Consider the following 20,517-nt stretch of genomic DNA (forward strand, 5'->3'; position numbering starts at 1 on the left):
TGAAGTCAAAATAAAATCTTTATGGATATAATGTAGTCATTTTTTGGGAGTTACTACTATACTGAAAAATATGAGCAAGGAATGCATCAGAAGTAATTATCGTGAGTTTGAAACAGGGATAGCGAATGGAATTGACTCGGTTGAAACAGGATGTGTCTGTAAAAGACGTCGTACCGTTTAAGCCAGTTATCAAGGAAAAAACGGAGTTACATGAGACGGCGTATCCTTTATTAATTGCTTATTTACATGCGCTTCGTAAGCATAATTCGGTGCACCATAAAATCGATGAGCTTAATGAAAGTGCCTATGCTCGTCATAAATATAATTATACCTGTGAGCATAATTTATTATTTTTTCTTCTTACCACAGAACAGTTTAAAAAGATTCGCGAACTGTTTCAAAATCACAAGGCAGAATTGGCTCGAGCATACATGGTGCTTCATTATATTAAAAAGCGAAGACACCATAAAAAAAGAGCCGCAAATCATCATTTTTTTCAGCACTTAAATACTGCCAATGATGAATTGTCTAGGTCTGAACATAAGAATGGATCATCCAATTTAGTTACAAATCCACATTTATTTTTCCATAAACGTAGCCTTGGTGCAGCACCGCGTAACCAAGGTCTGGAATGCTTAGTGGATTCTGCACTCCTTGATTACATTGCACTGCCTCAAGCCTATAATTGAGGTTACATTGCCAGAGATGGCTCAGTAGTTAGTTCCACATCCATATCTGCAGTTACTTTTCTTGCTGATGTATTTGTGGTTAATAGACTGTTCCTTCTTAAGCCCTCACTAACCGTAGCGCGGTTAGCTGGTATCTGCCAAGCTGGCTGTGTGGTAACAGGGATTTGCACGGGTAGCACGGTTTGTGGCAACGTTTGAATTGGTGCTCTTCCGGGATTAAGCATCGTTTCTTCTTCCACAATAGTTTGCAGTTGCGCAGAGCTGAGTGGCTGGAGTTTGCCTTCGTAAAAGAAGGATAAAACGCGTAACTTAAATACCAAACTAAAAGCATCCCATTTACTTGCTATCTCGGTATAGCCATTATTTTTCGGATCAGCAAAGGTTGCTTTCAATTGCGAAGGAGATAAGGTATTAATCTCACTTAAGTGGGTACGGCGATAAACCTTATTGTCTTCACCAAGGATAATTAGTGGCTGAGGTTGGCGATATTTATCATCAACATCTGGCATGTGTTCCAACCCACCATATTGAGTTTGCTGTGGTATTTCGCTACCTGTAAATACCTTATGAAGATCTTCTAATGAACTTTGCATACCCGCGATACAAGCTAATTTATTAAAATGGTTGTGGGGGGCATCAAAGTCACCATCTCCGCCAGCCATAATGGGAGGATCTTGGGGATTTGGGGTTGGGTCATAAGGTTTTGTAGTATATACCCCGACCCGATTTAGTTCGTCATGTAGATTATTAACTAAGATATTGCCAAAGGTACCGTAGCGTTCAGGTAAAATGGCCCGTAAATCACCCACGAAAGCACCATGACCTGCTGCAAAATAGTCTGAAAAATGATGGAAGCCAAAATATTCCATGCTCAACGAACGTGCTTGATAGCGGTAAGATAGATCTTGTAAATTTTCGGTTGTTAAACCATTTGTATTTTCTAAGATGCCGCGAATAATATTAAATTCCTCACTATCAGATTGATAAGCGGGATTATCAGCGAGTTGTTTTAATTCATATGAGAGGCGTGCATATTGCAGAGCCAGGTGATGGCTAATGGTATAAACACGTACTGACCATGGAGTAAAATGAGATAAGTTTCGGGTTAATATCTCACTATAATTGTTTACGCGCAAGGCAAACATCCCTTGTTGGGCGTAGGAGTTTAATGTTGAGGAAAAAGGAACATAGGTTGCGCTATTAATTGTTAAAATCGTATCGATGTTTTTTTGAGTAACATTTTCATTAGCGAATCGTTTATAAGCGCGAATAAACTTTTGAGAGTGTTCATCAGTAATGGGGAGCCTGTTTAAAAAATGTCCTAGAGTTTTACACGTGCTGTCGCTAGTAAATGCTGCTTTACTTTGTTTAAAATCAGTAAGCATTGGTAATTCATAAACTACTTCCTTACCACCATAATAATCAGCCATGGCTAAAATGATTCCCACAGGTACATCTTTTAGATTAGTTGATATGGGCAGGCCATTCACATCAAAACCCTGAATATCTATAAGTGGAGTGCCATCGGGAGCAGATTTGACATACGGGTTATCCTTAAATAATTCCATCCGTAGTCTCGTCGCATTACCTACTTCAATATGTTCACCTGTTTCCATAGTAGCAATCTCCTTATTGTGTCTATTTCTTCTTCAAAATACCGTACTTTTCGGGCAATTGCTATCGTAATGGAACAAACAAACCAAAAGTACTTCATTGTGAAATGAAGTACTTGGAAAATCTTGATTGTTTTGCGGCTGTGAACGTTGGCCCCCTTCCTTCTAAAGGTGAAGGAGGGGCTATTGAAATAAAACGGAGGAGTGTATCAAATCAAAAACGGAACGATTTTGTATGGAACCAACTCACAATATTTACTCCAATAATGACCGTATTTCTCAGAGCATCGTTGATCATCACGAAAAGCACGATCGACTAAAAGAACGGTTAGAAAACAAATATAGAAGTAGGGAGAGAAATTTTCAAATAAAGCAGGCACCGACCAAAAGAATGTACCAGCAAGTTCGGGAATGTAGTGAAAATGCCGCGCAACACCCCACCAGCCTGAAGCGAGTAATATCGTTTGTTTTTTATCGCCCTCAGTGGTTTGGTAATGAGCCACTAAAGTAACCGGTTTTTTACCCCAAACTTTACAATCGCCATCAGTTGCTCGAGTTACTAATCGTTGCTTGTCTGCAAGATAATTAATAATAATTCCGGCTGCGCCTAAAATGAAGAAGGTGGCAGCTAACCAAGGGCTTAGTTGAATTGGGTGTAATACTAAGTACATGCTTGGCGAGGTGTAGATACAAGGAACCCAAACCAGACAACCCCAGCAAATATAAAAACCAGCACGATCGTGCATGATGTCTAGAGAGCGTAAATAACCTTTTTCCCAGAGGTAGAATTTGCCTAAATAGATGAACTGTAAGGCTACAGAGACCAGCATGGAATTTGATATGCCACTTAATTCACTTTGTTTAGCACAGTAAGAAATCAGGAATAATCCCCAGCTCATCATACCGAAACGGCAGGTAATAAATTTCTTAATGCTAAAACCTAGCACTTTTGGATAAAGCTCGGTACCCCAGTAGTAGTCAAATATAAAGTTATTAGTAATACCTGAATCGGTGCTTGATGGAGCAAAACGTCCTTTAAGGTATAAGAACAGACAGAAGACAAGGCTGAAAATGTTTAATGCGCCGAATAGGGCTCCCAAATTATCGTAGAGAATGGTTGCTGGGAATAAATGTAAACCAAAACTGGCCACACAAAAAAGCCCCATGGTGGTAATAAAGGCTAAGGGACCATTTTCTTTATAGGTAGGCACATTTCCTTTAGGAGTAATCGGGCCATCAAATGCTTTACCTGGTAGTAAACGCATTAATGCTAATTGAAAAATGATGAAGGAAAAAATAAGTTTCCAGGCTGTGGCTGATCCCCAAAAATAAGGTTGCCAGACGTTGTAGATGGTTTGAAAAAAACCTTGCTCATTCATCAGGCTCCACAGTGCTGATAACGAGCCTTTAAGTTCAGTATTGGTATACCACATTAACATGACAAAAATAGGGCAGGTAAGAATTAACAACAAAGGCCCTAGGGTATTCCGAATTTTAAAATACATATGCGTCCCTACATTAGTTATGGAGGGATAAGCGTATCATAATAGAGGAATTTTAGGCTACAATTTATGGCGTTAACTTTTTAAGGATAGCTTATGAACAAAATTAAATATAAAGGAGTATTCGCTCTAGGATTTCTTGCTTTGTTGGGATCATCGATAAGCCAAGCAGCTACGGTAATTAGTGAGGTAACTAATACGGCCGGTGCGGCATTAGGGACAATTACTTTTGAAGACAGTAAATTTGGTTTATTAGTTAAGCCCCAGCTCTCTGGCCTTCCGGCGGGACCTCGTGGTTTTCATATTCATCAACATCCTGATTGTGGCGATCATGCAATGAAGGCGGGTGGGCATTTAGATCCCGCAGGAACCAATAGCCATCAGGGTCCTTATGGCCAAGGTCATTTAGGTGATTTGCCGGTATTGGTGGTTGATAGTAAAGGCATGGCCAATACACCTACTTTAGCGCCTCGTTTAACCACAAAAGATATTCAAGGTCACTCCGTTATGATTCATGAGGGTGGAGATAATTACAGTGATAATCCTGCTTTAGGTGGCGGGGGCGCTCGTATTGCTTGTGGTAAAATTTCTGGGTAGTGGTCTGCTTAATTGTGCCAATTTAAAGAATGTAGTTTTTGGGAATCGAAACTTCTCATCCATTCCCGAATTCTCGCGGCTAAGGGCGAGAATTCGGTTCGTGCAGCTTATGTCGAGCCTCTACGTTTTAATGCTTTACTCGAAGTACTTTCAACAGAGGAGTGATCATAAGCAGACTCCCCATGTTCAATAATGTCAGTGCCTTGAATTTCTTCTTTTGGACTAGTACGGATGTTCATGATGCTTTTTAATAAAAATAAAATTAATGCTGTACCTGCCACTGAAATCGCAATGGCGACTAAAACCGCAATCAGCTGATGCCACAACAGCATATAATTTCCTGCAAGCAATCCATCTTTGCCCGCTGGATTTACTACGGAGGTGGCAAAAACGCCTGTTAATAATGCCCCCACAACTCCAGCAACTCCATGACAGGCAAACACATCTGCTGTGTCATCGATTTTTTTGATGTTATTTATATATAACAAAACGAGTTGGGTTGTAATCGCACTGAGGCTGCCAATCGCAATAGCACCCATTGGGGTAACGAAGCCGCAAGCGGGGGTAATGGCAACTAAACCAATTACGGCTGCAGCAGAAGCACCTACTGCGGAAGGCCGAGCTTTTCTTATCCAGGTGAGTAAGGTCCATGATGTAACGGATGCACTTGCGCCAAGCATGGTAGTAATGGCTGCATTAATCGCAATTCCATCAGCAGCTAAGGCTGAACCTGCATTAAAACCAAACCAACCAAACCAGAGTAATGATGCACCAAGCACTACAAAAGGGATATTATGGGGTTTGTCTTTGTGGTGTAATGACTTAAGTCGGGGGCCCAAAAATAAAGCGGCAACTAACGCTGAGAAACCAGCACTGATATGGACGACCACGCCACCGGCAAAATCAATAGCCCCAATTTGTGCTAACCAACCGTTAGGCCCCCAAACCCAATGTGCGAGGGGAACATAAACGAACAAACTCCATAAGCTGACAAATAAAAAATAGGCAGCAAATTTCATGCGCCCAACAAATGCTCCGGAGATAATGGCAGGAGAGATGATTGCAAACATCATTTGAAATAACATAAAGAGGGGAGGTGGAATACTGCCATCGGTTGGATGAGCATCAACTAGATGGGACAGGCCAAAATAGGTTAAGCCCCCAATCCATTGGTTATGCTCACTAAAGACTAGCGAATATCCTAGAATGGCCCAGATTAAAGGGATAATGGCTAGACAAATAAAGCTCATTTTAATTGTATTCAATACATTTCTTTCGGGGACTAGTCCAGAATAAAAGAATGCTAATCCTGGAGTCATGAGCATGACTAAAGCACAAGAAATTAACATCCAGGCGATGTGACCAGTATTCATAATTTACCTTGAAAAATCAGCGGTAAGAATCAACTCACGCCCAGACAAGTGAAAATTGAACAACTATTGATCAATATAGACTAATAATTTAGTTTTACCATTTTTTTTAAGCCTGATTGCATGCGCGTAGTTAAGGAATTCGCCGCGCTCATGGTGCATCCAGGCTACATTAAAATTGTCTGGATGTTAAAAGTAGCCTGGATGCAGCGCAGCGAATTCTTCTGTTTTTTCTTAAGTAAGTGCCATTAGTTGCTTGCAACCAGGATCCATTTATTCGCCTTAAAATCCGGCAGGTTTATTCGTCATTAAATAAAAAACAATAATCAAACTAATAAATGCAGGCCAGCCTAAGCAAAACCAATACTTAAAATAACGATAATAAATTGGAGGGAGTACGGTTTTATTCTCTTCTGCTTTAACAGCAAAATCCCGCATTTTAATCTGCAGATACACAACAGGGAACCAACAACAAGCAGCAATCACATACCCAATAATGGAACCCATAACCCATAAAGAGGTCCATGCATAACCCGCTAAATAAACCATCCATAAGCCAGTGAGGGGTTGGAGGAACCCTGATGTTCCTGTAAAAATCCAATCGGCTAAAACCACGTAACGTGTGGTCGCAGCGATCACTTGGGTGTTTCCTGTGCGATGACCATAGAGCATTGTGCAGGCAGTGCCTATGCCAGTACCAAAAAGTATGGTCGAACTCAAAACATGAATGAATTTAAGCCAAAAATAAAGCATTATCGATCAGACTCCAAAGACATAGAAACCAATATAGCTGCCAATAGTGGAATGTTTTTTGCCAATGGAGCAAAAGGTTCAAACCATAACGAGGGCAGCTTCCACGTAAGTATGACACTATAGCTTATTATCAATATAATTTGTAAGAGTCCTACTTTCGTGGATTTGGAATACAAGACTGCTATACCTAGTGCCGCATCAAGAATGCTCGCCCCATAAAAGAGAATGGGTTGCCAAAATGCGCTGACACCAATTTGTGCCAATAGTTCATAAGATGAGGCTCGAGGATAAATAAATAAACAACAAAAGGCTGTAAATAACCAAATAAAGGCAATGCTAAATTTTAGTAGTGGCTTGAGAAAGTAAAGTCGCGAATGCCAACGATCTTGTATTGAGCTGGGATGGCTATAGAGACCAGCAGTGAACTCTCTTGGGGTAAAACCAATATGCTCGTGAAACTTTTGTGTTTCTTCATTACTGGTCACATTGTTTTGAAACAGTAATTTATATGAGTTGGTATTAAAAATAGAGTAGGGGATGCGATCACCAATTAAGGCTCCCAAACGAATTAATTTTAAAGGAATATGAACTAATTTAGTTTTTGAAAAACCTAACCAAGTACGCATCTGAGTTAAAAGCTTAGCTAAGTTAATGCGTTTCGCACTTACGGCATTTAAGATCAAATTGTGGTCTAAGGGTTGTTCCATCAGTCTGACGACGGCCTTTGATAAATCGTCTAGATAAATGGGTTGAAATTCTTGATTGCCTTTATCGGGTACGGGAGTAATCCAAGGAAGTCCTGCTAAGCCTCGAAATAAGGAAGAACCACCGTAGGAGCCACGCCCATAAACCAAAGAAGGTCGTAAAATAATTGATGGGATCGGCAGTGTTTGTAAATAATCGTCAGCAGCTTTCTTACTGGTTGCATAAACCACATCTGATTGCTCAATACCCAAAGCAGAAATTTGTATAATCTTTTTGGCCCCAGCACTCACGCAAGCATCGAATAAGGCACGAGGAGTATGATAGTGAATCGCCCAGGTTACTTGATCATTAGGATGGTAAAGGATTCCGACACTATTAATTAGTACATCAATATTACTTAAGCGTTCACTCCAAAGTGTACTGGATTGATCGTGAATAAAATCACAAGGAATGATGGTTGCTGTTGGAAATAAATTTTGAGTATAGGCAATATCACGGACACAGCAGGTAACTTGATGCCCCGCGGCAATTAAATCGGTAACAATTTGGGAAGCAATAAATCCTGAGGCACCAGTAACCAATACATTCATCGTTTCTCTCCTTGGACTATAAAAAAGTAGAGTATATACAGCAACAGTTAAGAAATATATCTTATGATTTGGTAGCTAACGGATCAGAGATGGTCTATGCTCAGTTAAGAATAATTATTAATCAAAGGAGTGATACATCATGAGTTATTCTTTATTGAAGCGCACAGGAATAATCGCTGCTGCGGCTTTGTTTTCTTTTTCTGTATTTGCAGACAATGCGAATTCGAAAGAAGACTTTGCAACAATTTGTACTAATGCTTGGATGGAAAAAGCAGATGCAGCAAAAGATAAAGTGGACTTCAAAAATTTTGGTGAAAAATATTGCGCATGCGCTGCAGCGCAACCCTTAGGTAGCGATGAAGCAATACAAAAAGCAATTCACGTATGTATGTCACGTACTTTATTGCATGATGCATTAGATGCAATGGAAGATGATGTAGGTTTAAGTAAAGCGCAAGAAAGTGATTTTCTTCAATTTTGTCAGGATCGATGGAACCTTATTTATCCTAACTTAAGTGACGAAAACAAAAAGGTAACTATGGCTTATTGCGAATGTGCTAAGCCTAAAGTTATGGCTCTGATTAAACAAGCAGATAATCTGACTGATAAACAATATGATGAAGGTGTTAATGATATTGCGGCAGCATGTTCTGAAGATGCCTTAGCAGAAAAGCCAAAAGCATCAACTTCTGCTCCAGCAGCACCAGCACCAGCATCAGCCCCAGCAGAGGCACCTGCTCCAGCAACCACTGAATAAGTTTGTATTGCTGAGCTTTACATGAAGCAACCCGGAGATTCAACTCTGGGTTGCTTTTTTTATGAGCACTGCTGCATTGGAACTCGCATAAGCAGTTTTTTGTTAAGCTTGACAGACCAACCTACGGTATCATTATGAGAGCGTTTGCTTATGATCTTACAGTAATTTAAGAAATATCTTACAAATAAATTAGTGTTTTTGGAGCAGTATTCTTTTAGATCGTGGCTATACTGTATCTGTTTGGCGCGGCTGGGATCTTGGCTGGATATTAACCTGCAAAAGATTGCAGCTGTCGCACAAACACGAATACATATTATGCACTTTTCATTGCCTCTTACCAATTTGTAACATTGAGCTGTTATTACTGCAGAAAACAGTTTAGCCTATCGTTTGCCTTTCAATATAAAGCCTTGCGCCCCTGGTTCTGAGTAAATGTCTTCTTCAGGTTGGTTTGTCTTAACGAAATCTTCGACGTGATAAAGTTTAAGGAGATTAATATTATTAAAAAACTCTATCTGACTTCGTTGACCTTTTTCCTGAGCCATTGCCTTTCTAAGGATTGGGTCATTAGTTAGTTCTCCAAAATATTTGCATGCGGTCATCGCTTTTAAAAGGGTGGGAATGGGTAATTTAATAAAGATGCGAAGCCAAATTTCTACGGGGAGTTTAGTTAATTGTTCATTATTTTCTTCAGATGGATTATCGAATACTTGGGGAGGTAAGGGGGCTGGTTGGGGAGATTGTGGCAATAGGATTGATGGTGTTGTCAAACTGCTTGATACATCTATTAAGCGGTTAAATGCCATCCGTTGAAGATCTAAATTACGTTGGAGTTGGTTTACATCGATAGTAAATTCAGGAACGTATGGCGTAAAGAGTTCTAAATTAAGATTGTTGTCTAATTCTCGAGTGCGCAGTACAACCCCATCCATATCATGGATATCATTTGTTGTTTGGGCGTTGAAACCCAAAAGGCTCCAAAAATATTTCAATGCATTATATAATTTTTCCAACATGCTTTAGATTTCTTATCATTATTAATGATGTAGAGATTAACACCTTTTTTTCACCTATTCAATAACAGATCATGTTGGCTTAAGTTAATGCAAAAGCATGGGCCGGACTACATCACTAATACGGCCTGCATCGGTTAATATTGAAATGTATGTCCGTTTTGAAAAACTGGTTGATGGTTATGCTGCTCATTAGCAGCAAACAAATTCACGACCATGGGTTCTTCTTCAAGGGTTGTTGTTACTTGAGGACGAGCACCCAGAAGTTGAGACATTACTGATGGTGAATTACCCCGCATATAGTCAACGGTATTGGTATTTTGTGTAGCTGTAGACACAACTTCTTGTTGTTTAAAACGATATAAATTACTTAGAACGATTGTTGTCTCAAGCACCATCAAGGCAATGCCGATTGGTGGTGTTAGGGTAAAACCTAGAGCGATAAATAATCCAGATGCAACTAGAGTAATTGACGAGTTATAAGTTAAGCTTACAAAATAGTTTTGAATTATATTTTGTTTTCCTTTTTGAGCCAGATCAAATGCTGTTGCAATAGGGAATAATAAACCTTCGTGTACTACGATTCCGGCAAATTGTTTGGCGCTGTTATCACCAATCTTTGATTCAACGGCAATACCTATATGAGCACCTGCAATTGCTGCAGCATCATTGGCTGCATCGCCAACCATCGCGACTTTATATCCTTTATCTTTTAATCGTTGAATATAACTAATTTTAGATACTTCATGTGCTTGAGTGTTTACTCCCACTGCATTGGCACAAATATTTTCTTTAGCAATACCTAATAAAGCGGCATACCGTTCCGCAGTTTCTTGAGCTGCCCCAGTACAAATATGTACGGTTTTACCAAGGTTTTTTAATTGGTTGACGGTTTTAATTGCATCTTCACGCAAAGGATCTATCAAAGCGATTTGTCCTATTACCGTGTTGCCGTACACGATATAAGTAGAACCATTTTTGGGATCATTATACGGTTCATCAATTGTTGTAATGTCATTTGCTAACAGCATGTCCTTATTGCCTATCAGGAATCGCTCGCCATTGATCAAAGCTTGTATCCCTGAGTGATGGCTTTGATCGATGTTTGTTATTTCTAATGCCTCATCGTTAATATCTTCATGGCTAAAAATATAATCAGCGATGGTTTTGGCTGCGGGGTGATCGGCGTTGCGTTCTAATAATGCGACTTGAGCTAATAAACGTCTATCACTAATTTGCAGAGCCTGTACCTGCATTTTACCCTGGGTAAGGGTGCCGTTTAAATCAAAAACAATCGTATCAACGTCCGCTGCTGCCTGTAATGCGGCACCATTGCTAAACTGAATTCCTTGTTCAGCGGCTTTATTCATGCCGATTTTAACCGCCATAGGGGTAATTAAACTTAGGGCGCAAGGGCATGCACTTACAAGAACAGAGATGACACATTGAATTGCAGGGGCAATACCAAACAGTGAACTAATAACGACACCAGATACCGTTGCAGTTATGAGTAAACCGGGAATAAAATAATCCAATATTTTATTCGCAATTAATTCAATGGGGGCTTTTTCCTCATTGGCTTTCTTAATATCTTTGGCGACTAAAGAAAGATAAGAGTTTTTATAGGTTTCGCTAACACGCATTTCTAGCGAAGGGATATGATCAGCTAAGCGCATGCCGGATTTTACTCTATCCCCAGCTTTAAAGGGTTTAAGCTCAGGGGAACCATCAATTCGAGTGGTGTAAAGCAGGGCATCTGAGGCTAATACGCCATCCACAGGAATTACATCGCCTTTTTGAATAACAATTAGATTCTCAGGTACTAATTTCTTAACAGATACTTTTTTATCTTCTTCGCCTCTTAATAAGACTTTTGCAGGAATACAATCAAGGATATCTAATTTTTTATTGATTTGATCAATTAGGGTATGTTCAATACCTTCTCCCAAATGCCAAAAGCCCAAAACTAAAGGAGCGGCCTCAAACATCATTGGTAGCCCAGGGATCAGGATACTGGCAATCGATACAACGAGAATGCTAAGGGTGCTAATGGTATATAAAGTCGTCATGTCCCATTTGCTGTTACGAAATGAGTGCCAGGCTGATTGGTAAACGGTATGTCCCAAGTATAAGGTCATCAGCGAAGTAAGCCCGGTAATCGCATAGTAGGCGGCAATGGGGAGGCTAAACCCTGCAACAGATAAAACCAGTAAACCTACTCCCCAAAGCAACCCTACAGCAGCTTTGAGCCAATGGTTTTCATGGTGATGATGCTCATGGTGATCGTGACTATGGCCATGGTGGTCATGACCATGACTATGATGATGGTGGCCATGTTCGTGGTGGCCGTGGTGATGCGTTTTATTTTTCTTTTGTTTACTCATATGATCACTTAGTGGGCGGTTAGGGGTAAATGAAGTCATATCAACTTTGAAAGTGTTATAGTATAACATTTTAGTGTTGAAGGACAAGAAACATTGAATAATTTTTATATTAAAAGTAATTTTTACAGCAGAATTCGTAACTTAAGAGTGTGGTTGTTATGTTTAAAATGACATTTGGCAGTCACATGCCACTTTAAGTCAGTAAAAAAACGTCATTGCGAACGCAGCGGAGCAGACTTGCATTTAAAGAGGTGTGTATAAGATTCAGTTGCTTGCAAGCGGGAAGGCATCTGTGTAGCGAGTTCCTTAAGTAAGTACTTACGTTTTGGGGCTGAGATGTATTCCCGCTTGACGCGGGAATGACAAGGCATGGATTATTGTGAAATTAATTTAACTAGATCTGCAACAGCGGTATTTAGAGAAATTTGCTGTGTTTCTCCAGTAGCGCGTGATTTGTATTCCACACAATTCTGTTCAATGTTGCGGTCACTAACTACCAGACGATGCGGTATACCAATTAAGTCATGGTCTGCGAAGAGGGCACCCGCACGCTCATTTCGATCATCAAGTAATACTTCAATTCCTGCATCATTAAGTTGTTGGTACAGTGCTTCTGCTTGGTCTTTAACCACCTGAGATTTATGACCATTCAAGGGAATAATCACGATTTGGAACGGTGCAATATTTTGTGGCCAGATAATTCCTTGCTCATCATGATGTTGCTCGATTGCTGCAGCAACGACACGAGTGATACCTAAACCGTAACAGCCCATCAACATTGTTTCTAATTGCCCTTGCTCATTAATTACAGAGGCATTCATTGCTTTTGCATATTTATCGCCTAATTGGAATACATGCCCCACTTCAATACCGCGGCAAGAGTGCAGTGTGCCTTGGCCATCAGGGCTTGGATCCCCGTCTTTCACATTACGTAAGTCATATGCTTGGTAAACATCGATATCTTTATCCCAGGCTGCATGCTGATAATGTTTATCCGCTTGATTTGCACCGCAAACAAACTCATCCATAGCAAGTGCTTGGTGATCTGCAATTAATGGAATGGATAAGCCAATAGGTCCTAGTGAACCAATCGGAGCATTTAATGTTTTTAGAATGCTTTCTTCATCAATAAATTGTAATGGAGAAGCAATAAGAGGGTGTTTTGTTGCTTTTACTTCGTTAAGCTCATCATCCCCACGTAAAATCAACGCAACCATAGGATGTTCTTTACCGCGTACAATTAAGGTCTTGATCATCTGACTGTTTGCGATATTTAAGAATTTTGATACTTCAGCAATGGTTTTTTGTTTTGGTGTATCAACCAACACGATTTCTTTGGTCGTTGGATTAGTTGATTTTGTTGGTTTTAGGCTAATTGCCTGTTCTATATTCGCTGCATAGCTGCTTGCATCACTATAGAAAATTAAGTCTTCACCTGAATCAGCAAGAACTTGGAACTCATGGGAGGCAGAACCGCCAATAGCGCCTGTGTCTGCTTCTACTGCACGATATTTTAGGCCCATGCGATCAAAAATACGGCAATAAGCTTGGTACATATCTTGGTAGGTTTTTTGTAAACTTTCTATGCCTAAGTGGAATGAATAAGCATCTTTCATAATAAATTCACGGGCACGCATCACACCAAAGCGTGGTCTGATTTCATCGCGGAATTTAGTTTGAATTTGATAAAAGTTTGCGGGCAATTGTTTGTAAGATTGCAGTTCATTACGCATAATGTCCGTAATTACTTCTTCATGAGTTGGGCCGTAGCAATATTCTCTGTCGTTAGAATCTTTCATGGTGAGTAGTTGCCCACCAAAGGTTTCCCAACGTCCGGTTTCTTGCCAAAGTTCTGCAGGTTGTACTGACGGCATGAGTACTTCCATGGCATTGGTGCGATTCATTTCTTCACGAACGATTTGTTCTATTTTACGAAGTACCCTAAGTCCTAGCGGCATCCAAGTATAAAGGCCTGAGCCCAGTTTACGGATCATCCCAGTTCTCAACATTAATTGATGAGAAACGATTTCAGCATCGTTAGGAGTTTCTTTTAGGGTAACTAAAAACCATTGTGACGCACGCATTTCTGCTCCTGAAAGTAATTTCGTAAATTCAGGCATTATATACCCAAGAAACGCCAAAATACTATTAAAGCAGGGTATTAGGAATACTGTTTTTCTTGATTTTTAAGGTTAGTTACAGGAGTATTCGTTTTTTTGTATATCGCCTCAATGAAACCTTGTACTGAGTTTATTGGGATGCTGCGCTAAAAGGATGTACTATGCTAAATTCTTCAATGAGTATTTATTATGCCCCCATTAATTACCGAACTGTAACACGTGTTGCGGGCAATACTATTGCCAATGACGGTTTACTGAAGGCATTAGTTAAATATGGTACTCGTTCTACATTATCTCCCTATATTGCGCGGGCTGATTTTTTTGATGACTTTAAAAAAAGTTATGAGCTTGATTCTCCGCTCAAAACTTTTTATCCCATTATGCAAGGGGATATCCCCGCATTGAAACAATCTGGTCTTTATATGCAGCCGGATGTTTTGATTAATAAAATGGCTTGGTCTAGGGCGTTTATGAGTCCTGATTCATTTAGTATTTGCGGACTAGTACATGCTTTAGCAGGGATGGATACAGCAGAGGAAGTGGCACAATTAGTGCAAGCACCTTTACATGATTGGGACGCAATAATTTGTACCTCTATCGCATCTAAACGGGTGATGGAGAATTTATTTAACCAATGGTATGACTATCTAAAAACCCGTTATAAAGAGCCGCTAAAGAGTAGCTTACAATTACCTGTACTTCCTTTGGGGATTCATCCTGAAGAGGTTTCTGCCCCAGAACTTCATGAAGTTCATCGTAACGCGTTTCGTAAACAATACGGTATTGCGGAGCATGATTATGTTGTACTCTTTGTTGGTCGTTTATTCTTTTATGAAAAAGCACATCCTATTCCTATGTATTTGGCCTTGGAGGCTTTGGCCCAACGCATAGGCTCTCAAAGCCGAGTTCATTTTGTGCAAGCAGGGTGGTTTGATAAGGAAGAACATAAAGCTCATTATCATAAGGCGGCCCAATTATTTTGTCCTTCAGTGAAGGTACACTTTATTAATGATTTGGATACAGAAGCAAAGAAAAAAGCCATTTGGCCTGGAGCAGATGTATTCATGTCTTTATCAGACAATATTCAGGAAAGTTTTGGGGTTACTCCTTTAGAAGCCATGGCGAATAGACTACCGGTAATTGTTTCTGATTGGGATGGTTATAGAGACAGCGTTCGTCATGAGGTAGATGGTTTTCTGATTCCTACTGTTTTGCCTCCATCGGGTTGTGGTGTGGATTTAAGCTTAGGTTATTTAGCTAAAGGGATTAATTGGTTAACTTATGCGGGATTGACCGCACAAATGGCTGCTGTTGATGTGGGGGCTTGCGTGAATGCATTGTGGCAGTTGTATCTAAATCCTGAACTCAGGCAGCAAATGGGGGCTGCTGGATATCGCCGTGTTCATGAGCATTTTCACTGGAATAAAGTCTTACCACGTTATGATGCCTTGTGGGATGAGCTTTCAGCAAGACGTTTTGCTGCCACAAATGAAGCGAAAACAGCAATCGGAGTTCCTCCCTTGCTTGCCGATCCTTTTCATACGTTTTCCGGCCATGCCAGTACAGCATTAAAATCCAATGATTACTTTAAACCAGGTCAGACAGCGATTTCTCAATTAGATACATTAATCGCAAATCATTTAGGCGGAATAGGGACACAACAGATTGTCTCCCTTATGTATTTACAGCAAATTGTTGCCGCTGTTCAGCATAAAATGATAAGTACTCAAGATGTTGTCCATTTTGTTACTAGTCGGGATCGAACGATTTCCTCAGGAGTGGTTGTGCGTAGTTTAACGTATTTAATAAAGTATGATTTTATTAGGATAGGAGATGGGGCTGTTGAACAGCAACTAATGGCACTTACATAAGAAACAGAAGAATTCGCTGTGCCCATGACTCCCCGAATTTTGTTGCGCTGCATTCAGGAGGCGATGAGCCTAGTGAATTTTTTTGTTCTTTTATTTTTCTATTGATTTGGGAACGAATCCTTTCTTCCAAGCGCTATAACAAATTGATTTTAGTTTTATCTCAGGCTAAAGAGAAAACACCGAAAACAATATGCTTATTATCATTTCCGGTGTCTTGACAAAGCAAGCTTGAAATTTTCACTTGCTTTAATGAACTGTACCTACATATTTGGGACTATTAGGGAGCCGTATTACTTGTTGTTCCATCAGTTCCATTCTGACCTGCAGCTCCTGGAGCCCCTGCTTGTCCATTGGGCGCTCCGTTACCTGTACCTGCTGCACCGCCAGTGCCAGCCGTACCTGCACTTGCTCCAGAAGAGGCGGTTAGCGTTTCTTCAAAGTTTGCATTAATGGTTCCACTATTAGATTGTATGCCGTAAGCATCACCACCATTACCACCATTACCCGCAGCGCCACCATCACCACCATTACCACCCGCAGTACCTGAGAGGAAAGCATCACCTCCGTCGCCACCTGCACCTCCATTACCGCCAGCGGCGGCTGCACCTGCACTATAAGACCCACTTAAAGTGACTCCAGAAGCGGATATGGAGGAGGTATCAATGATTGAAATACCTACAGCACTTCCACCATTACCGCCATTACCGCCATTACCGCCATTACCCCCCATACCACTAATAGGAGTGGGGAAAAAGGGTTCAGTACCTACACTGCCTGTACCACCTGTACCACCTACTCCTGCATTACCTCCCGTAAGGGTTCCGCTGATGTTTAACGCATTGATGGAAATAGAAGCACCGGAATTTAGTGATAATCCTCCAGCATTTCCACCATTTCCACCATTACCTGACCCACCACCATTACCTGCTGAGAATATGTCACTAGATAAACCACTCCCACCAGAACCACCTAAATTACCATTGCCGCCAAGTAGGTTAGAAATTACAACCTGGTTTAAAGTAACTAAGCTGCTGTTATTAATAGCAATACCCCAAGCGTCACCGCCACTACCACCATCAGCACCAGATCCGCCATTAGTGGAGTTACCACTGTTCGGGCCACCATTACCGCCATTACCACCAAGTCCACCATTACCGCCATTAATATCAGTTACAGTAACGTTGCTAATCAGCACATTAGATGAGTTGCTGATGAAAATACCATAGGCATTAGTTCCATTATTTCCTGATGTTCCATTAGCTCCATCAGAACCATAATCCCCGTCTGCCCCATTAGTTCCATTAGCCCCATTAGGTCCTGTATAACTGTAAATACTGAGGTTACTAAGCGTAACATTCTGTCCTGAAACGATTACACCCGCATTTTGAGTAGTTCCAGTCCCTGTAATATTGAAGTTAGTTAGCTCATTATTTCCTGGAAGATAGAGGCTACCCACTAAAGTAGGTCGTGCATTTCCACATAAAGAGGGTACGGTTATATTATTGTAAGAAAAGCTTCCACCTGAGCCAATGAGCTTGGTATTCGGTCCTATGTTTAATTGCCCACCTAAATCATAAGTATAGCTAGATGTGTTACTGCAATTGCATACATAGACATAGTTATTGGTGTTTCCACCGGAATTCGCTGCGGTTATTGCTTCTTGAATCGTTCCATAGGGCGTTTCAAAGGTTCCGTTGCCGGAAGTTGACTGGCCAGCAACAAAATAAAAGTTTTCTACAGAGGTAAACGGTACACTGTAATTACTGGTGTAAGTAAATACATTACGACGTCTTACTGAGTAATCAGTCATGCGTTGTTCAGCAGTTAAAGGCACTGTACCTTCGAGGCTGCCGATACTCATTCTCACCCCAATGGCAAAGAAATTACCTTGAAAATTATCGTAGGCATCACTTAGGGTAAAGGTAAAGTGGTTATTATAACGGTATTCAAAACGTCCATAACCGCCATTAACATTCTTCCTGTCGTTGCCTATACCATTACGATAGTATCCTGCAAAACCTCGTAGTTTAGGAATCCATGGAACTACTCGTCCAACTTCGACATCGGCGCCACCCTCTGCATGTTCATAGGTTGTCGTTTGAATACCTAATAATTTGTGGCCCTGAAAACTGAATCCTTCTGAACGTGTACTTACAAATTTATTTCTTCTGCTTGTGGGTTGATATAAATGTGCTCGTCCTTCCCAAATCGTTCCAAAAATCTCTGTACCGAGAGTTAATTGAGTAAACATGTTATGGTAATTGGTTTGATAGCGTCCCATGAGGGCATAACCACCAATTACGTATTCATTGTTGAGTATAATTTGACGATAACCAAGTCCGAGATCACCACCAGTTTCATGATGAGTGCCTGCAAACGCTCCGTTAACGTAAAACATTCTTTCTGCATCACCAGAAATAGGCAGAAGAGCATCGTAATAATCTTGGAGGCCGTGGCCACCCTGAATATTTAGCGTTTGTCGTGGTTTCCATGGGCCGCCAAAAGCCCACACCGAGTTTATTGGATTTACTGTGGTGGCGATTAGTATACTGGTTAAAACTAAAGAGGGTACAGGTTGAGATATTTTTCTTCTAGGGTACTGCATCGACAATCCTTGTAAAAATCTAAAATTCTAATGCGTGTGGCTCAGAGGCAAATTTTATAATGCATTTCTATTGATATTGCTAGCTTTTTATAAAAATGTTTTTTTATAAATTCTCTTACCTTCCGCGTTGCTCTGTACTATGATAAGGCGTTTGTAAAAATGTGTGAAGGATACACCGATGAAAAAATGGTTATTTGTATTTTTATTTATCTATCAAGCCGTAGCGTTTTCAGAATCTGCAGGAAAGGTTTTATTTACTAGCAAAGAGGTCATCGCTAAACGAAATAATCAACAACGAACATTAACGCGTGGAGCAGAGTTTTTCGAGGGCGATGTGATTAGTACGAAGGATGGTGCACTTGCTCAACTTCAATACTCCAATGGAACTTTAGCCTCATTACAACCCAACTCTGAGTATTCCGTAGTTTCCTATCATAAAGAAGCAACGGTAGGTAATTCTGCTTATTTGGCGAAAGGTGGTTTGGAATCGTCAACAGCAACATCTGATTCCAAACGAAAATCTCTTTTGAGCACCCCTTTAGTTGCTTTAGCAATTGCTGGAACTAAATATCGGGCGGCAATATTTTGTAATACTGCTACGTGTAAAAAATTTGCAATTCAGGTTACTGAGGGATTAGTAATTGTTGATAATCGCTATCCGCTAGGGCCGGGCCAGCAACAAAGTAGTGGAATTTATAATGCAAGTACTAAGCAAATGACTTATGGCCCGATTAATTGGTCAGCAAATAGTTGGGTAGATTTCCCATCATCTCTGGCTGGAAATAGCCCAGACTTTATTGACCCCAGTACGTTAACGCAAGTTGTTAATGCAACAATTACTAATTCTGCGACTCATACAGTGACGACTACAATTTTACCTATCGTAGGTTCAGGCGCTTGCCCTTGTTGTTAGTTATCGTATTTTTTAAAAATTAATTAGTAAAGTATTACAGGAATTACGAATGAATGGAGTTATGATGAAAAAGCAGGCGTTATTTATCTCCCTATTGTTGGCTCAGTCTGTTGCCACTGCAAACCAAGAGCAAGTACAAGCGCCTAATGTTTCCAGATATAGTGTGAATGGCGTTTATGCCTATAATGATTTTAATTTTAACTCGACGACACTTACAGGCGGGTTTAATCGTTATAAAGGGCATGCAAATTTTTATAGCGTAGGCGGCAATAATGTTACTTTGAATGAGTATTTTTCAGCAGGGCTTTTTGCTTATTGGATTAATACAAGCGTAAATTCAAAGTTATGGCTACCCGGATTTTCTTTTTCTGATACCGATCAATCCATTACCAATAATAGTATTTATGGACATGTACTCACGCATATTAAGCCCTCTTTCTTTGTGGATGTTGCGGGAGGTTATGGACAAAATACTGGGCATTTTCGGACTAGTGTGGAATTTCCAGGAACGGGAACCAATTATGCTACTGGTAATAACCGAGGTAATAACTGGTTTATCAGTGGTGCGGCTTTATACAGCAAACAATGGAATAAATTGATTATTAATGCCAACGTTGGTGTATTACATACGGAAGTAAATCAACGCCCTTATAATCTTAATTTTGCAAACTTCATCGCAACACAGTTTGTTGATAGGCTTCGTACTGACGCAACCTTTATTTTGGAAAATGCTGAGATAGGTTATCAAGCAACACCCATGATTCAACCATTTGTTAATGGTGGCTTTTTGCAAGTAGCCAACTTTAATACAAACCAAAGTGGGGTTCCTGTTGAGTTTATAGGGGCGGTTCCTGGACTTAATTTGGATAAGAATGGGTATAAAGTAGGTGGGGGAGTGAGTCTATCTTATAAACAATATTCTCTTCGTGTTGAACAACAATATTTTAAACGTGGAAGTATTTATAGTAGTAATCAGACCACGGTTTCATTGACAGCTAATTTCGCATAAATTAAGTCAATTTTTAACGAGACGTA

The 20,517-nt window shown here is 40.3% G+C and carries 15 protein-coding genes; 6 read left to right on the forward strand and 9 right to left on the reverse strand.

Annotated elements, in window-relative coordinates; all coding sequences use genetic code 11:
• The first annotated feature begins 125 nt into the window (after positions 1 to 125).
• Positions 126 to 689, forward strand: coding sequence for a hypothetical protein (locus tag J2N86_RS05125; protein WP_252581336.1), 564 nt, complete (start codon positions 126 to 128; stop codon positions 687 to 689).
• A 2-nt stretch (positions 690 to 691) separates the two neighbouring features.
• On the opposite strand, the gene J2N86_RS05130 is transcribed toward J2N86_RS05125, so the two are convergent.
• Positions 692 to 2,305 (reverse strand): hypothetical protein, encoded by a 1,614-nt coding sequence (locus J2N86_RS05130; protein WP_252581338.1) that lies wholly within the window; start codon positions 2,303 to 2,305, stop codon positions 692 to 694.
• A gap of 206 nt (positions 2,306 to 2,511) precedes the next feature.
• Positions 2,512 to 3,807 carry an ERG4/ERG24 family protein gene (locus J2N86_RS05135; RefSeq protein WP_252581340.1) on the reverse strand — a complete coding sequence of 432 codons (1,296 nt, stop codon included), beginning with the start codon at positions 3,805 to 3,807 and terminating at the stop codon, positions 2,512 to 2,514.
• 93 nt (positions 3,808 to 3,900) lie between these two features.
• On the opposite strand from J2N86_RS05135, the gene J2N86_RS05140 reads away from it, so the two are divergent.
• Positions 3,901 to 4,401 carry a superoxide dismutase family protein gene (locus J2N86_RS05140; RefSeq protein WP_289781846.1) on the forward strand — a complete coding sequence of 167 codons (501 nt, stop codon included), beginning with the start codon at positions 3,901 to 3,903 and terminating at the stop codon, positions 4,399 to 4,401.
• A gap of 107 nt (positions 4,402 to 4,508) precedes the next feature.
• Here the strand turns inward: J2N86_RS05140 and J2N86_RS05145 are convergent, their stop codons facing one another.
• The 3 genes from J2N86_RS05145 to J2N86_RS05155 all read right to left on the reverse strand — a co-directional run bounded on the left by J2N86_RS05145 (position 4,509) and on the right by J2N86_RS05155 (position 7,819).
• Positions 4,509 to 5,774, reverse strand: a complete 1,266-nt coding sequence (locus J2N86_RS05145) for an ammonium transporter (RefSeq protein WP_252581342.1) — start codon at positions 5,772 to 5,774, stop codon at positions 4,509 to 4,511.
• A 279-nt stretch (positions 5,775 to 6,053) separates the two neighbouring features.
• On the reverse strand, positions 6,054 to 6,524 hold the full coding sequence (locus J2N86_RS05150) for a DUF2269 family protein (protein WP_252581344.1): 471 nt from the start codon (positions 6,522 to 6,524) through the stop codon (positions 6,054 to 6,056).
• The gene (locus J2N86_RS05155; protein ID WP_252581346.1) at positions 6,524 to 7,819 is read right to left on the reverse strand and encodes an NAD(P)H-binding protein; all 1,296 of its coding nucleotides are present in this window, start codon (positions 7,817 to 7,819) and stop codon (positions 6,524 to 6,526) included. Before J2N86_RS05155 ends, J2N86_RS05150 begins: the two co-directional genes overlap by 1 nt.
• A 139-nt stretch (positions 7,820 to 7,958) precedes the next feature.
• On the opposite strand from J2N86_RS05155, the gene J2N86_RS05160 reads away from it, so the two are divergent.
• Positions 7,959 to 8,576 (forward strand): hypothetical protein, encoded by a 618-nt coding sequence (locus J2N86_RS05160; protein ID WP_252581348.1) that lies wholly within the window; start codon positions 7,959 to 7,961, stop codon positions 8,574 to 8,576.
• 383 nt (positions 8,577 to 8,959) lie between these two features.
• On the opposite strand, the gene J2N86_RS05165 is transcribed toward J2N86_RS05160, so the two are convergent.
• The 3 genes from J2N86_RS05165 to J2N86_RS05175 all read right to left on the reverse strand — a co-directional run bounded on the left by J2N86_RS05165 (position 8,960) and on the right by J2N86_RS05175 (position 14,057).
• Positions 8,960 to 9,592, reverse strand: coding sequence for an F-box protein (locus J2N86_RS05165; protein ID WP_252581350.1), 633 nt, complete (start codon positions 9,590 to 9,592; stop codon positions 8,960 to 8,962).
• 134 nt (positions 9,593 to 9,726) lie between these two features.
• On the reverse strand, positions 9,727 to 11,973 hold the full coding sequence (locus tag J2N86_RS05170) for a heavy metal translocating P-type ATPase (RefSeq protein WP_252581351.1): 2,247 nt from the start codon (positions 11,971 to 11,973) through the stop codon (positions 9,727 to 9,729).
• Between the two features lie 374 nt (positions 11,974 to 12,347).
• Positions 12,348 to 14,057: a proline--tRNA ligase gene (locus J2N86_RS05175; protein ID WP_252582380.1), complete on the reverse strand. Its 1,710-nt coding sequence runs from the start codon at positions 14,055 to 14,057 to the stop codon at positions 12,348 to 12,350.
• Between the two features lie 197 nt (positions 14,058 to 14,254).
• Between J2N86_RS05175 and J2N86_RS05180 the strand changes: the two genes are divergently transcribed.
• Positions 14,255 to 15,964 (forward strand): glycosyltransferase family 4 protein, encoded by a 1,710-nt coding sequence (locus J2N86_RS05180; protein ID WP_252581353.1) that lies wholly within the window; start codon positions 14,255 to 14,257, stop codon positions 15,962 to 15,964.
• 277 nt (positions 15,965 to 16,241) lie between these two features.
• Here the strand turns inward: J2N86_RS05180 and J2N86_RS05185 are convergent, their stop codons facing one another.
• The gene (locus tag J2N86_RS05185; protein WP_252581355.1) at positions 16,242 to 18,569 is read right to left on the reverse strand and encodes an inverse autotransporter beta domain-containing protein; all 2,328 of its coding nucleotides are present in this window, start codon (positions 18,567 to 18,569) and stop codon (positions 16,242 to 16,244) included.
• A 178-nt stretch (positions 18,570 to 18,747) separates the two neighbouring features.
• Here J2N86_RS05185 and J2N86_RS05190 point away from each other — a divergent pair, with 178 nt between their 5' ends.
• Both J2N86_RS05190 and J2N86_RS05195 read left to right on the forward strand, forming a co-directional pair.
• Positions 18,748 to 19,482 carry a FecR family protein gene (locus J2N86_RS05190; protein ID WP_252581356.1) on the forward strand — a complete coding sequence of 245 codons (735 nt, stop codon included), beginning with the start codon at positions 18,748 to 18,750 and terminating at the stop codon, positions 19,480 to 19,482.
• 49 nt (positions 19,483 to 19,531) lie between these two features.
• A complete protein-coding gene (locus J2N86_RS05195; protein WP_252581357.1) occupies positions 19,532 to 20,491 on the forward strand; it encodes an autotransporter outer membrane beta-barrel domain-containing protein in 960 nt (319 codons plus the stop codon).
• The last annotated feature ends 26 nt before the right edge of the window (positions 20,492 to 20,517 follow it).

The sequence above is a fragment of the Legionella lytica genome, assembly GCF_023921225.1.
Classification (GTDB): domain Bacteria; phylum Pseudomonadota; class Gammaproteobacteria; order Legionellales; family Legionellaceae; genus Legionella; species Legionella lytica.

Coding starts and splice junctions, on each gene's coding strand:
- J2N86_RS05155 (WP_252581346.1), bottom strand. CDS start 7,819: ATGAATGTATTGGTTACTGGTGCCTCAGGATTTATTGCTTCCCAAATT.
- J2N86_RS05135 (WP_252581340.1), bottom strand. CDS start 3,807: ATGTATTTTAAAATTCGGAATACCCTAGGGCCTTTGTTGTTAATTCTT.
- J2N86_RS05190 (WP_252581356.1), top strand. CDS start 18,748: ATGAAAAAATGGTTATTTGTATTTTTATTTATCTATCAAGCCGTAGCG.
- J2N86_RS05130 (WP_252581338.1), bottom strand. CDS start 2,305: ATGGAAACAGGTGAACATATTGAAGTAGGTAATGCGACGAGACTACGG.
- J2N86_RS05175 (WP_252582380.1), bottom strand. CDS start 14,057: ATGCGTGCGTCACAATGGTTTTTAGTTACCCTAAAAGAAACTCCTAAC.
- J2N86_RS05185 (WP_252581355.1), bottom strand. CDS start 18,569: ATGCAGTACCCTAGAAGAAAAATATCTCAACCTGTACCCTCTTTAGTT.
- J2N86_RS05140 (WP_289781846.1), top strand. CDS start 3,901: ATGAACAAAATTAAATATAAAGGAGTATTCGCTCTAGGATTTCTTGCT.
- J2N86_RS05165 (WP_252581350.1), bottom strand. CDS start 9,592: ATGTTGGAAAAATTATATAATGCATTGAAATATTTTTGGAGCCTTTTG.
- J2N86_RS05145 (WP_252581342.1), bottom strand. CDS start 5,774: ATGAATACTGGTCACATCGCCTGGATGTTAATTTCTTGTGCTTTAGTC.
- J2N86_RS05160 (WP_252581348.1), top strand. CDS start 7,959: ATGAGTTATTCTTTATTGAAGCGCACAGGAATAATCGCTGCTGCGGCT.
- J2N86_RS05125 (WP_252581336.1), top strand. CDS start 126: ATGGAATTGACTCGGTTGAAACAGGATGTGTCTGTAAAAGACGTCGTA.
- J2N86_RS05170 (WP_252581351.1), bottom strand. CDS start 11,973: ATGAGTAAACAAAAGAAAAATAAAACGCATCACCACGGCCACCACGAA.
- J2N86_RS05195 (WP_252581357.1), top strand. CDS start 19,532: ATGAATGGAGTTATGATGAAAAAGCAGGCGTTATTTATCTCCCTATTG.
- J2N86_RS05180 (WP_252581353.1), top strand. CDS start 14,255: ATGCTAAATTCTTCAATGAGTATTTATTATGCCCCCATTAATTACCGA.
- J2N86_RS05150 (WP_252581344.1), bottom strand. CDS start 6,524: ATGCTTTATTTTTGGCTTAAATTCATTCATGTTTTGAGTTCGACCATA.